We start from the raw sequence: 14534 nt of genomic DNA on the forward strand, positions 1-14534 counted from the left end.
TTAGGCACTACGCCTTAAAAATGCGCTCTTGCGTCGGGTTTGCCTTAAAAATAGCACCACGCGCTTTGATCTTGGCTGCAAGAGCCGATAGTCGATAAGGGTCTGCACAAGGAATGAGCATTTGTCAGTTTTGCTCGCACAGCACCATCTTACGCCACCCGTCCTTCTTGCTCCCCTTGCGGGGATCACGGATTTGCCGTTTCGCCGTCTTGTTGCGCGCTTCGGGGCGGGGCTTGTGGTGTCTGAGATGGTGGCCAGCCAAGAAATGGTGCAGGCCAAACCTTCCGTCCGCGCCAAGGCCGAGCTTGGGTTCGGGGTTGAGAATACATCTGTCCAGCTTGCAGGCCGCGATCCCTATTGGATGGCTGAGGCCGCGAAGCTTGTTCAGGATCAGGGCGCGCGGATCATTGATATCAATATGGGCTGCCCTGCGAAAAAGGTGGTCTCGAGCAGTGGCGCGGGGGCCTGTGGCTCGGCCTTGATGAAAACGCCTGATCTGGCGCTTGAGCTGATCGAGGCGGTGGTCAAGGCGGTATCGGTGCCCGTCACCCTTAAAACTCGGCTTGGCTGGGATGAGGATTGCCTGAACGCGCCCCAGATCGCGAAAGCTGCCCAAGAGATCGGCATCCAGATGGTCACAATCCATGGCCGCACCCGCTGCCAGTTCTATAAAGGCCGCGCCGATTGGGCGGCGATTGGGGCGGTGAAAGAAGCTGTCTCTATTCCCGTGATTGCCAATGGCGATATCGTGGATACGGCCTCCGCCAAAGCGGCACTCGCCGCCTCCAAGGCCGATGGGGTGATGATCGGGCGCGGGGCGCAGGGCAAGCCTTGGGCCTTGGCGCAGATCGCGCATGACATTTTCGCAACTCAGGCCCCTAGGATCCCACAGGGCGGGGATTTGGTGGATATGGTGGCAGCCCATTACGAGGATATGCTTGATTTCTATGGCGAAACGCTTGGCCTCAAGGTCGCGCGCAAACATCTGGGGTGGTATATGGATGAGGTGTCTACCCCGTCCAAGCTGCGCCGCGAGGTGCTGACTGCCCCCTCAGCGGCTCAGGTGTTGCGCCTTCTGCCGCAAGCGATTTGCCCCGATGACGCGGAGATGGCGGCATGAGCACCTTGACCGATACCCTGTGGCAATCCCTTCCGATCCCCGCGCTGATTTTGGATGCCGAGGATCGCATCGCCTTGGTTAATCCGCCTGCCGAGGATTTCCTCAATGCCTCCGAGCGCAGCCTTGTCTCTAGCCCCGTTTGGGACCGCATTTTTGTGGATGCCCCTTTGGAGGATGCGTTGAACCGCGTGCGCACGGGCCAATCGGTTTTGATGGTCAATGGCGTTGATGTGGGCACGGGCAGCAAAAAGCCTGTGGTCTGTGACGTGCAGCTTTCGCCTTTGGCAGATCAGCCGGGCTATGTGCTTTTGGTGCTGGAAAGCCGCGAATTCGCAGGCCGGCTTGATCGCGCGATGTCGTCGAAATCAGCCGCGAAATCGGCCATCGGCATGGCCGAGATGCTGGCCCATGAAATCAAGAACCCTCTGGCGGGGATCACGGGTGCGGCACAGCTCATCTCCATGAGCCTTTCTGGCGAAGACCTTGAATTAACTGATCTTATCGTGGCCGAGACCCGCCGCATTGTGAAGCTTCTGGATCAGGTCGAGGAGTTTGGCAATGTCCGCCCGCCTGAATGCCGCTCGGTCAATATCCATGATATTCTGGACCGCGCGCGCAAATCCGCAATGGTGGGCTATGCCGCCCATATGCGCTTGATCGATCAATATGACCCCTCGCTGCCCGCCACTTGGGGCGATCCCGATCAATTGCTGCAGGTCTTTTTGAACCTGATCAAGAACGCCTCGGAGGCGGGACCATCAGGCGGCACGATCACCATCCGCACCTTCTATGAGGCGGGCTTTCGCCTGCGCCGCAAAGACGGGTCGGGCGCCTTGGTGCCTTTGCAGATCGAGATTATCGATGACGGCCCCGGCATTCCGCCCGAAATCCAGCAAGATATCTTCGAGCCCTTTGTTTCGGGCCGCGAAAACGGCACGGGGCTTGGCCTTGCGCTGGTGTCGAAAATTATCTCGGACCATGACGGTCTGGTCTCGCTCGACAGCGTTCCAGGCCGCACCGTGTTCCGAATTTCCCTTCCAATTGCCCCGAAACAGGCAGCCCAATGACGTCAGGAGTTTTATAAAATGGACGGTACCGTACTTGTCGCAGATGACGACCGCACGATCCGGACGGTTTTGACCCAAGCGCTGACACGCGCGGGCTGTAAGGTGCATGCCACCTCAAGCTTGATGACATTGATGCGTTGGGTCGATGAGGGCAAAGGCGATCTGGTGATCTCGGATGTGGTGATGCCCGATGGAAACGGCCTCGATACCCTGCCGCAGATCACCCAGAAACGTCCGGGCCTGCCTGTGATTATCATTTCGGCGCAAAACACCATTATGACGGCCATTCAGGCGACAGAAAAAGACGCTTATGATTACCTGCCCAAGCCCTTCGATCTGCCTGATCTGATGAAACGGGCCGCCCGCGCGCTGGATGTAAAGCGCCGCGCCAAGCCCGCCGTGAAAACGGCCGATCAGCCAATGGGCATGCAGGATGACCTGCCTTTGGTGGGGCGCACGGCGGCGATGCAGGCGCTCTACCGTTTGGTGGCGCGGGTGATGAATACCGATATCCCTGTGCTAATTTCGGGCGAAAGCGGCACAGGCAAAAGCCTGATTGCCCGTGCGATCCATGATTTCAGCGACCGCCGCACATCGCCTTTCACGGTTGTTTCGGCCTCGGACCTTGAGGGGGTGGATGGCCCCTCGGCGGTGCTGGCGCGCGCACGCGGTGGCTCGATCCTGTTTGATGAGGTTGGCGATTTCGGCGAGGATGCGCAGGCCCGCATTGTTCGGATGCTCGATAGCCTCTCGGATGGTGCGCCGCGGATCATGGCGACCAGCCAAAAAGACCTGACCGAAAAGATGGAAACGGGCCAGTTCCGTCAAGATTTGTTCTACCGTCTTGGCGGGGTCAGCATTTCCGTGCCGGCCTTGCGCGAACGGGTCGATGATATTCCGCTGCTGGTCACGCATTTCCTTGGCCGCGCCGAACGCGATGGCGGGCCGCTGCGCCGTTTGTCCAATGAAGCGATGGATTTGATCCGCACCTATTCCTGGCCTGGCAATGTACGGCAATTGGAAAACACCATTCGCCGCTTGACCGTGACAGGGCAGGGCGAGGAGATCGCCAAAGCGGAAGTGGAGATGGTTCTTGGCAACCAGCCCGCGATCGAGCCTTTGATGGGCGGCGGTGAGGGCGAGAAGCTTTCAGCCTCGGTGGCCAAGCATTTGCGGCGCTATTTCGATCTGCATGGCGGGGTTTTGCCGCCCGCTGGTCTCTATACGCGGATTCTGCGCGAGGTTGAGGGGCCACTTCTCGAGATCGCCCTCGAAGCCACGGGCGGAAATCAGGCGAAATGTGCCGATCTGCTTGGCATCAACCGAAATACCCTGAGAAAGAAGATCACCGAGCTCGATATCCGCGTGACACGCCGCCGCAAATTGATGTAAAACCGCAACACAGCGTGTTGTTTTGGAAACAGTGACGGCGCGCGGGTAAATCTAGCGGTTGGGCGATGTTCTAGCCCCAATATAATGGGCGGTGCGGGTGGAAAACCCTCTCGAGAATGCATTAAATTCCCCTCTGAGCAGGCTTTTTCGCCTGAAGTCTCGGCGGCGTCTGCGCAATGCGGGCACGCTTGGTCTGGTGATCCTCGGGCCGCTTCTGGCCGTGGCGACCTTCCTCGTTTTGGGGCCTTTGGGCGATCTGGCTGATTCCCCCGCGCTGCGCCTGATCCTGCTGGCCGACCTTGCCTATATCCTGATTGTGGCGGCTTTGGTGCTGCGCCAAGTGGCTAAAATGGTGGCTGCGCGGCGCGCGCGCTCGGCGGGCTCGCGGCTGCATATGCGGCTCACGGGTGTCTTCACCATGGTGGCGCTGGTGCCGACGATCCTTGTGGCGGTTTTCGCAATGATTACCGTGAATATGGGCCTAGAGGGTTGGTTTTCGGACCGTGTGAGCGGCGCGCTTGGCAATTCGGTTGATGCGGCTGTGGCCTATCAGCAGGAACATCGCGATGATCTGGCCTCGGATGCTGCGGCTTTGGGGGCGTTTTTGAACCTCAACCGTCAGGCCAACCCTTTGATGTCGGATGGCGATATCCGCCTGATCCTAAGCGACGGGCAATCGCAAATCCAGCGCGGCCTTCGCGAGGCTTTCGTGATTGACGGCGCGGGCGAAATTAAAGCGCGCGGCGAGCGCAGCTATCTCTTTGATTATGAGCGCCCCTCGGATGAGGATCTGGCGCTGGCCAGTGAGGGGGAGTTGGTTCTTATCGAGGATCGCGAGGTGAATGAATTCCGCGCGCTTCTCCGATTGGTCAGCTTCACCGACCGCTATCTTTATGTCAGCCGTGAGGTTGACGGGCAGATCATCTCGCTTCTCGATGAAACGCAGCAAACCGTGCAGCTCTACCGCCAATTGGAAAGCGAACGGGGCCGCGTCCTGTTTGAATTTGGCCTTTTATATCTTGGCTTTGCCCTGATCATGATCATGGCGGCGATCTGGCTGGGGCTTTGGTTTGCCGAACGCCTGTCACGCCCCGTGGGGCGTTTGGCGGGGGCTGCGCAGCGGGTTGGGCAAGGGGATCTGGATGTGCGCGTTCCCGAGGAGCAGGGCGATGACGAGATCGCGCTTTTGGGGCGGCTCTTCAACCAGATGACGCGCCAGCTTAAAGGGCAGCGCGACACGCTGATCGAGCAAAACACTGCAACCGAGGAACAGCGCCGCCTGTTTGATTCCGTTTTGGGCTCGGTCACGGCGGGTGTGATTGGGCTGGGGCCAGATGGGCGGGTTGATTTCATGAACCGCTCGGCGATGCGGCTGCTCAGCCTTGTGGATCAGCGTGATCATGGGCTCAGTCTTGCCGCCGTGGTGCCTGAATATGCCGCGCTGTTTGATCTGTTGAAGGAACGCGGCTCCGAGACCGTGCAGGAAGAGATCAAGGTCACCCGAGACGGCAAGCAGGAAAGCCTGCTGGTGCGCATGTCGGTTCGCCGCAATGCCGAAAGCGCGCTTGAGGGCTATGTGGTTGTTTTTGATGATGTCACCGATCTGGTCAGCGCACAGCGCATGGCGGCTTGGGGCGATGTGGCCCGCAGGATCGCCCATGAGATCAAGAACCCCCTCACACCGATCCAGCTCTCGGCCGAGCGGGTGAAACGCAAATTCAGCACGCAATTGAGCGATGATAATGCCGAAAGCCTTGCGCAATATACCGATGTGATCGTGCGCCAGACCAATGATCTGCGGCGGATCGTGGATGAGTTCTCCAAATTTGCGCGCATGCCCGAGCCGACCCGCAAGACCGAAGATATCGTGCAATTGCTGCGGGAAACGGTGGTGTTGCAACAGGCAGGCCAGCCTGATCTGCGCATCATCAGCGATATTCCTGATACCCCCGTCATGGTCGAGATTGACGCCACCATGATCGGACAGGCGCTGACAAACCTGATTAAGAATGCAGGCGAAGCCATTGAAACCTTGCAGGAAAAAGGCGCACCCGAAGGGTTCGCGCCCGAAATTCATGTGCGCATGGAGCGCGACGCGCAATCGGTGCGCATCCTGATTGAGGATAATGGCATAGGATTGCCGGAAGACCGCGCCAAGCTGTTTGAGCCCTATGTCACCACGCGCGACAAGGGCACGGGGCTTGGCCTGCCAATCGTTAAGAAAATCATAGAAGAGCATGGCGGCACGCTGGATCTTCTGGACGCAAATCCCTTCCATGAAGGGGCGCATTTCGGTGCGGCGGCCCAGATCATTCTGCCACAGCCTGTCGAAACCAAGGGGAAAAACTGATGTCGGACATTCTGGTCGTCGATGATGAACGCGATATTCGTGAATTGATCTGCGATATTCTGCGCGATGAGGGGTTCTCGACCCGTATGGCGGGCAATTCCGATGACTGCATGGCAGAGCTGCAATCCGAGGCCCCCAGCCTGATGATCCTCGATATCTGGCTCAAAGACAGCAATATGGATGGGATCGACATCCTGAAAACCGTGAAACGCGATAATCCCGATATCCCCGTCGTGATCATCTCGGGCCATGGCAATATCGAGATCGCGGTGGCTGCGATCAAACAAGGCGCTTATGATTTCATCGAAAAGCCCTTCAATATCGACCAATTGCTGGTGGTGATCCGCCGCGCGATGGAGGCCTCGAAACTGCGGCGCGAAAACTCCTCGCTCAAGCGCGGCGAGACGCGGGTCTCGGAGATGATCGGGCAATCGGTTGCCATCAAGGCTTTGAAATCACAGCTTGATAAGGTCACCAAATCCAATGGCCGCGTGATGCTGACAGGCGGCGCAGGCAGCGGCAAGGAAGTGGCCGCGCGCTATATCCATGCCAATTCCAACCGCTCGGACGGGCCGTTTGTGACGGTAAACTCCGCCTCGATCGCGCCTGAGCAGATGGAAGTGGTCCTCTTTGGTCGCGAAAGCCCTGAACGCGGGGTGGAGCAGGGGCTTTTGGAGCAGGCCAATGGCGGTGTGGTCTATTTCGATGAAGTGGGAGAAATGCCCTTTGGCACGCAATCCAAAATCCTGCGTGTCCTTGTTGATCAGGCATTTCAGCGGGTTGGTGGCACCTCGAAAGTGCGGGTGGATTTGCGGGTGCTGTCCTCGACAAACCATGATCTGCCAGCCGAGATTGAGGCGGGCACCTTCCGTGAGGAATTATACCATCGTTTGAATGTTGTGCCGATTGATGTCCCAAGCCTTGAGGAACGCCGAGAGGATATTCCGCTTCTGGCGCAATATTTCATCGAACAATTCAACCGCGAACAGGGCCTGCCGCTGCGCGAGCTTGGCGAGGATGCCAAAGCCATGCTGCAAACCATGCGCTGGCCTGGAAATGTGCGCCAATTGCGCAATATGATCGAGCGGGTCTTGATCCTTGGCGATGGCACAGGCCCGATTGACGCCAAGGACCTGCCTGGCCAGGCCGAGGAGGCTGGCAGCGCGGAGGGCGAGGATGTGGCGCTTTCGGCCACGCTGACCACCTTGCCCTTGCGCGAGGCGCGCGAATTGTTCGAGCGTCATTACCTGATGGCCCAGATCAACCGTTTTGGCGGGAATATCTCGCGCACCGCCGCCTTTGTGGGGATGGAGCGCAGCGCGCTGCACCGCAAATTGAAATCGCTTGGCGTGGTCACAACCAATAAATCGGGGGCCCGTGTGGCGCAGGTCGAAACCGAGGAGTGATCGGGGCCTTGGCGCGGGTCTTTCCAAGCATGATTGACGCCCCGCGCTGCTTCTGCCATTCAGAGCATCTTAGCTGGACCGTTCGGGCAGAAGGCACATGAAGGTCATTATTTGCGGCGCAGGCCAAGTCGGCTGGCAAATCGCGAGACAACTCTCTGGTGAAAACAACGATGTGACGGTGGTTGATAACAACCCCGATCTTGTGCGTCGTGCAACCGACACCTTGGATGTGCAGGGCCTGACAGGCTATGCCTCGCATCCTGATGTGCTGGACCGTGCAGGCGCGCGCGATGCCGATATGATCATTGCTGCCACCTATTCCGATGAAGTGAATATGGTCACCTGTCAGGTGGCCCATTCGGTCTTTGGCGTGCCGCGTAAAATCGCGCGTTTGCGGGCGCAAAGCTATCTCAATGAAAGCTATTCCAGCCTTTATAGCCGCAATGAATTGCCGATTGACGTTGTGATCAGCCCCGAACGCGAGGTGGCCGAGGCCGCGTTGCGCAGGCTGGCCTCACCCACGACCTTCGAGACGGTCTTCTTCCTTGGGGGAGAGGCGCAATTGATGGGGATCGAACTGGCCGAGGATTGCCCGATCCTGAACACGCCCTTGCGCCAACTCTCCGAGCTGTTTTCGACCTTGCGCGCGCTGGTGGTGGGCGTGCGCCGCCAAGGCAGTTTGTTTGCCCCCGAACCCGGTGACCAGCTTTTCGCGGGGGATCAGATTTACGTCTTTTCTCATGTCGAGGATAGCGATCGCACCTTGGAGATTTTCGGCAAAGCGCGACAGGAGCAGGAGCGGGTGATCATCATCGGCGGCGGCAATGTCGGCCTGACCGTGGCGCGCAAGCTGGAGCAATCCTCGCGCCGCGTGCGCTGCCGCGTGGTCGAGATGGATCGTGGCCGTGCCGAGATTGCCGCTGATGCGCTTGAGCGAACGATTGTGCTGCATGGCGACGGGCTGGATATGGACATTCTGAAAGAGGCGGGCGTGTCCAAGGCCGATGCCGTTCTTTGCGTCACCGATGATGATAAAACCAATCTTTTGGCTTCGGTGCGCGCGAAATCTTCGGGCACCAAGATGAGCATCGCCTTGGTCAATGACCCGACCATGGTGCCCTTGATGGGGCCGCTTGATATTGATGCCTATGTGAACCCGCGCTCGACCACCGTTAGCTCGATCCTGCGCCATATCCGCCATGGACGGGTGCGCGGCCTCTATTCGGTCGGCGATGCCGAGGCCGAGATCATCGAGGCACAGGTGCTCAAGACTTCCAATATCGCAGGCCGCCAAATCCGTGATATCGATTTCCCCGAAGGCGTGCTGGTTGGGGCGGTGCAAAAAGCGGGCAAGGTGATCCGGCCATCGGGCTCAACCCGCCTTGAGGCAGGCGATGCGCTTGTGATCTTTGCATTGGCCGAGGACGTGCCGGCGGTCGAGACGCTGCTGCAGGTCTCGATCGACTTTTTCTAAATCATTATGGGCCGTTACCTCGCAAAGCTCCCCTTTGTCGTGGTCCTGATGGGGCTGTCATCCTTGGCGATGCTGCTGCCTGCGATTGTGGCTTTGGCGCAGGATGATCATTTCAGCTCAAGGGTGTTTTTCTATTCCTCGATCCTGTTTCTGATTTTGACCGCTTTGGTGGGGTTCGCGACCCAGAATATCGAAGTCCGCGCCTCGGCGCGGCAGCATCTTGTGGGGCTGTTGCTGGCCTATATGGCCCTGCCGCTCATGCTGGCCGTGCCCTTGGACGCGGCCGTGCGCACGACCAGTTTCCTCAATGCCTATGTCGAGATGGTCTCGAGCCTGACCACAACGGGCGCCTCGGTTTTCGCGCCTGATCGCCTTGCCCCTGCCGTGCATATGTGGCGCGGCGTGGTGGGGTGGTTTGGCGGCTTTTTGATCTGGGTGACGGCTGTGGCGGTCTTTGCACCGCTTAATCTGGGCGGGTTCGAGGTAACATCCGAGGCGCAGAGACAAGGGGTGATCGGCGGGTCCTTTTCGCAGATACGCACGGCCTCGGCCAGTGACCGCTTGCTCAGAAACGCGTTGAAACTTGGGCCGGTCTATATCGGGCTAACGGCCTCGCTTTGGGCCTTGCTGATCATCGCGGGTGATCAGCCCTTATCAGCCGCGATATTTGCAATGTCGACGATGTCGACCTCGGGCATTACGGCCTCGGGCGGGGTGTCGGGCAGCCAGTTGGGTGTCGCGGGCGAGATGTTCATCTTCCTGTTCTTTGTCTTTGCGCTATCGCGCCACAGCTTCACCACCCGTTTCGGGAAGGAATGGGTGCTGCGCGTTTCGCGGGACCGTGAGCTGCGCTTGGCGATACTGGCGATTGTGCTGCTGCCCACCTTGCTTTTCGTGCGGCATTGGACCGCCGCGCTGGAAGTGGATGAGTTGGGCAATATCTCTGGGGCGATCTCGGCGCTTTGGGGCTCGGTCTTTTCGGTCATGTCCTTCCTGACCACCACGGGGTTCGTCTCCGAGAGTTGGTCGGACGCGCAAACATGGTCGGGCTTGCAGACGCCTGGCTTGATCCTTGTGGGCCTCGCGCTGATGGGAGGGGGAGTGGCGACCACGGCAGGCGGGGTCAAGCTGCTGCGGGTCTATGCGCTTTACAAGCACGGGCTGCGCGAGATGGGCAAACTGATCCATCCTCATTCAGTGGCAGGGGCAGGGCGTCTGGGGCGGCGTATCCGCCGTGAAGGGGCCTATATTGCTTGGATTTTCTTCATGCTTTTCATCCTGTCGATGGCGAGCATCTCGGCGCTGTTCGCGGCCACAGGTCTCAATTTCGAGGAATCGATCATTCTGACCATCTCGGCCCTGACAACCACAGGGCCTTTGGCGGACGTTGCGGGCAGTGCGCCGATCTCCTATGCCAAGCTATCGGATGCGGCCAAGCTGCTTTTATCCTTCGCGATGGTGCTGGGACGGATCGAAACGCTGGTTCTGATTGCGCTGTTTAACCCCGGATTTTGGCGGGCGTGATGCATTTGTCGCATTTTCCACGCTGACGGTGCCATTCGGGGTGGAATTTATTCAAATGTCGCTACATATTACGCCTTAAGCGCAAAATGCCGCGCTAAGCGGTGCGAACAATGACAAGGCGAAAATAAAATGGCCGAAAGCAAGCAAAACCTTCAGGATGCCTTCCTCAACCATGTGCGTAAGAACAGGGTTCCGGCAACGGTCTTTCTGATCAATGGCGTCAAGCTGCAAGGTGTGATCACGTGGTTTGACAATTTTTGCGTCCTGCTGCGCCGCGATGGACAGTCTCAACTGGTCTATAAGCACGCAATCTCGACAGTGATGCCTGCGCAGCCAATCAGCCTTTACGACGGGGAAGAGTGAGCGACAAACTGCTGACCGGGACCTCGGAGGAGGACCCGACGCGGGCGGTCGTTCTTCATCCCGATATCACCTCAGACCGAACGCGGCGCGATGCAGGCCCCGCACTCGACGAAGCCGTGGCTCTGGCCGCAGCCTTGCCTGGCCTTCAGGTTGTGGGCTCTCAGGTCGTGCGCCTTCCCAAAATGCATGCAGGCTATCTGTTTGGCAGCGGCAAGATCGAAGAGATCAAGCAGCAGATCGAGGAGCATGAGGCAGGTCTTGTCCTGATCGACGGGCATGTAACGCCTGTGCAGCAACGCAATCTCGAAAAGGCATGGGGGGTCAAATTGCTCGACCGCACTGGCCTGATCCTGGAGATTTTCGCCGATCGCGCTGCCACCCGCGAAGGTGTGTTGCAGGTCGAACTGGCGGCGCTGAGCTATCAACGCACGCGTCTGGTGCGGGCATGGACCCATCTGGAGCGCCAGCGGGGTGGTTTGGGCTTTGTGGGTGGCCCTGGTGAAACCCAGATCGAGGCGGACCGCCGCGCGATTGATGACGCAGTGAACCGCATTCGCCGCCAATTGGCCAAGGTCGTCAAAACCCGCAGCCTGCACCGCTCGGCACGCAAGAAAGTGCCATTTCCGATCGTGGCGCTTGTGGGCTACACCAATGCGGGAAAATCAACTCTTTTCAACCGTCTAACGGGCGCGGAGGTGATGGCAAAAGACATGCTTTTTGCCACGCTGGACCCGACCATGCGCGGCGTGAAACTGCCTGATGGCACCGAGGTGATCCTGTCGGATACGGTTGGATTTATCTCGGATCTGCCCACCCAGCTTGTGGCGGCCTTTCGCGCGACATTGGAAGAAGTGCTGGATGCCGATCTGATCGTGCATGTGCGCGATATCGCCCATAAAGAAACCGCCGAACAGGCCCGCGATGTCGAGGCTATTCTGGCCGATCTCGGGGTCAATCGCGACACGCCGATGATCGAGGTCTGGAACAAGATCGATCTTCTCTCGGGGGAGGCGCGCGGCGGGCTGGTCAATACGGCCGAGCGCAAACACGAGGTCTTCGCGCTCTCGGCCATCACGGGCGAGGGGCTGGATCAGCTCCTTGGCGCGGTCAAAGGCCTGCTCTCGCCGCCGCGCCATATCAGCGAGCTGGACCTGACCCATAGTGAGGGGCGCAAACGCGCATGGCTCTATGAGCAGGGCGTTGTCGAGGCAGAGGAGCAGGGCGAGCAGAGCACCCATCTGACGGTCAATTGGACAGACCGCCAGCAAGAGGTGTTCGAGCGTCTGTAACGCCTCAACCTCAGCCGCTGCCTAGCGCGGGGTAAGCGTGCTCACACCGAGATTGCCCGCGCGCGCAAGATCGGGGTCCAGCGACATCGGAATATATTCCCCGCGCCGCCACAGCTCGCCCAGATCATCATAATGGCGGCTGAAGGGATGGCCCGATTGCCCTGTTGCGGTGATGAACACGCTCGAGTCGGGATCAGCAAGGTCATACACCCCGCGATAGCCTGCGGCATGGGTGTTGCGATAGGGGGTGGGGCCTTCGCCCGAGGTGGCCGCGCGGTTCAGGGTGAAATCGCCACCGCCTGTGGGCTGGGTGATATTCACGATCCATGAAAACAGCGATGTATCGCCCAGAACCTGATGGGCATGCACCGCCTCATGGGCCGCGCCCCAACGCCAGCTTTCCAAGGCGGGACCATAGGCTTCTTCAAGTTCCTGCAAGGCGTCATCCAACGCCGTTCTTGCGATATCGGTGCAGGTTTCGATCACCGAGGATTGGCGGATATCGCACCAGACCGAGGCACCATCGATATCGCGGAAGACCCTTTCAAGAAAGAGCGGCTCATATTGCCAGTATTCATCGGCAAGCGGGCCCAGATCATCGCGGATCAGGCGTTGCTGCAAGGCGCGCATCCACGCCGCATAGATCAGCGGCTCGGGCAGATGCTCGTTCATATCGCCATCCCATTCCGCCAGCAGGGCAAGCGCGCGCTGGCGGCGGCGCTCAGGGGTGCCATCGGGCGCGGTTTGGCCCGTGAACCACAGATCACGCGCGATCACGGGCAGCACATTCACAGCAGCCGCCGAGACGGTATCAAGCTGCGCATCGATAAAGCTGTCGCGGGTATGAACAAGACGGCTTTGCATCAGGCGCTCCCAACGGGTCACGCGCTGCGTATCGCCCCAAGAAAAGCTGACATGGAGGGGAAAGTCACGATCAATGGTCTTGTTATTGGTATTGCCGACCAGCCCGCCCTCGGGGTTGAGGAAACGGGGATTGGCGGAATAGCTGTTCACCCCACGCCACCGGTTTTCCGCGATCCAACCCGGTGAAGGGATGCGCCCTTGGCTTTGATGTCCCGCCATGCGGCGGGGCATATGCCCGATGGTTTGCAGCGCGATATTGCCCTGCCCATCCACCACCGTCAGGTTTTGCGAAGGCGCCACCATATCACGCCCTGCTTGCAAAGCCTCACCAACAGTTTGGGCGCGCATCAGGTTTATTCCCGCTTGCACAGAGGTATTTGCATCGCTCAATGCGGTCCATGACAGGGCCATCACATGCCCCTCGGGCGTGATGCTGCCCAAATTCCAATGCGTGGAGGGAATGACAGGCCCGTTTTCTGTCCAATGCAGGGTGATGGTCACAGGCTCGCCATTGGCCACCTCGATGATCTCGCGGCGGGTCTCAAAGCTCTCATAGCCGTTGGGGGTCAGGTATTCCTCAGGATTGTCAGGGTTCACCTGTTCCACGAAGAAATCCATGTCATCCATATAGGCGGCGGTGACGCCCCAGCCCAAAGTCTCGGAGCGGCCCACAATAATGGCAGGCATGCCCGGGATTGTGGCGCCAATCACCCCGCCTGAGGACAGCTCCAAACGGGCCAGATACCAGATGGTTGGGGCGCTGAGGCCAAGATGCGGGTCATTGGCCAAGAGCGCGCCGCCCGCAGCGGAACGTTCAGGCGCTGCCGCCCAGACATTGGAGGCCCCACCAAGCCCGCGTGGACGGGTCGGATAGAGCGGGTCGGCAGGCGGGCTGGTATTGGCCGCAAAGCGGGGCAGGGGCGCGTCAAACAGGCTGGAATATTCAGGCAGGGCCGCCACACCCGTTCCGGGCGCATCGGGCATGATATCGGCCAGCCGCGCTGGATCGCCAAGCGCCAGCGAGGTTCGCGCGCGCAGCACCTCTTCTTCGTGATGGGTGGCCAATTGCAGGGCCATGACAAAGCTGACCGCCACGCTATCGGCAGGCCGCCATGGGGCGATTTCAGGCTCGAACAGGAACAACTCGGGCGCGCCGCGCCCCAAAGCCTCTTGGCTGACAAGGCCGAGCCATGCATTCACACCTGCCGAATAGGCGGAAAGCGAGGCACGCGTCTCAGGGTCGAGGGCGGCCACAGAGCGGCTGGCATAGCCATCGAGATCAAGACGGCGCAGCAAGTCATCAGCCAGCAGGGTGCGCGGCCCAAACAACTCGGATAGACGCCCTTGCGCGGTGCGGCGCATCATCAGCATCTGCCAAAGGCGGTCTTGGGCATGGGCAAAGCCGAGCGCGAAGAACACATCATCATCGGTTTCGCCGAAAATATGCGGCACACTGGATTGCGCGCGCACAATCTCGACAGGGGCGGTGATGCCCTGAACCGTCCAATCCGCCTCGAAATCAGGCAGGGAGCGCGATGCCATCCACCACACCACCGCTCCGCTGAGAACAGCCAGAATAAGGGTCGCGGTTACAAGTCTGAGGAGCCAGCGCAGGGCAATGGTCATAAAGTCGGTCTTCTTCAGAAATGAGCGTTTGAGTTGTGATCTTTGCTAAAGAAAAGGCG

General features: G+C 59.4%; 10 protein-coding genes. 9 read left to right on the top strand and 1 reads right to left on the bottom strand.

Translation table 11 applies throughout. The features are described from left to right. Nucleotides 1-121: 121 nt before the first annotated feature. From dusB to hflX, 9 genes are all read left to right on the top strand, one after another. On the top strand, nt 122-1120 hold the full coding sequence (dusB, locus tag ACTYEO_RS08215; RefSeq protein ID WP_449323242.1) for a tRNA dihydrouridine synthase DusB: 999 nt from the start codon (nt 122-124) through the stop codon (nt 1118-1120). Continuing rightward, nucleotides 1117-2187, top strand: coding sequence for a two-component system sensor histidine kinase NtrB (locus ACTYEO_RS08220; RefSeq protein ID WP_449323243.1), 1071 nt, complete (start codon nt 1117-1119; stop codon nt 2185-2187). Before dusB ends, ACTYEO_RS08220 begins: the two co-directional genes overlap by 4 nt. An 18-nt stretch (nt 2188-2205) precedes the next feature. Further along, on the top strand, nt 2206-3579 hold the full coding sequence (locus tag ACTYEO_RS08225; RefSeq protein ID WP_449323244.1) for a response regulator: 1374 nt from the start codon (nt 2206-2208) through the stop codon (nt 3577-3579). Nucleotides 3580-3676: 97 nt separating this feature from the next. After that, a complete protein-coding gene (locus ACTYEO_RS08230; RefSeq protein ID WP_449323245.1) occupies nt 3677-5929 on the top strand; it encodes an ATP-binding protein in 2253 nt (750 codons plus the stop codon). Beyond that, entirely contained in the window at nt 5929-7335 is a 1407-nt protein-coding gene (gene ntrX / locus ACTYEO_RS08235) for a nitrogen assimilation response regulator NtrX (protein ID WP_449323246.1), read from the top strand. The genes ACTYEO_RS08230 and ntrX overlap by 1 nt, the downstream gene beginning before the upstream one ends. Before the next feature lie 97 nt (nt 7336-7432). Beyond that, nucleotides 7433-8809 (top strand): Trk system potassium transporter TrkA, encoded by a 1377-nt coding sequence (gene trkA, locus ACTYEO_RS08240; RefSeq protein WP_449323247.1) that lies wholly within the window; start codon nt 7433-7435, stop codon nt 8807-8809. 6 nt (nt 8810-8815) lie between these two features. Further along, on the top strand, nt 8816-10333 hold the full coding sequence (locus ACTYEO_RS08245; protein WP_449323248.1) for a TrkH family potassium uptake protein: 1518 nt from the start codon (nt 8816-8818) through the stop codon (nt 10331-10333). Nucleotides 10334-10462: 129 nt separating this feature from the next. Further along, entirely contained in the window at nt 10463-10696 is a 234-nt protein-coding gene (hfq, locus tag ACTYEO_RS08250; protein ID WP_449323249.1) for an RNA chaperone Hfq, read from the top strand. After that, entirely contained in the window at nt 10693-11985 is a 1293-nt protein-coding gene (hflX, locus tag ACTYEO_RS08255) for a GTPase HflX (RefSeq protein ID WP_449323250.1), read from the top strand. Before hfq ends, hflX begins: the two co-directional genes overlap by 4 nt. Before the next feature lie 21 nt (nt 11986-12006). Here the strand turns inward: hflX and ACTYEO_RS08260 are convergent, their stop codons facing one another. Next, on the bottom strand, nt 12007-14475 hold the full coding sequence (locus ACTYEO_RS08260; protein WP_449323251.1) for a penicillin acylase family protein: 2469 nt from the start codon (nt 14473-14475) through the stop codon (nt 12007-12009). Between the last annotated feature and the right edge of the window lie 59 nt (nt 14476-14534).

The sequence above is a fragment of the Rhodophyticola sp. SM2404 genome (genome assembly GCF_053570515.1).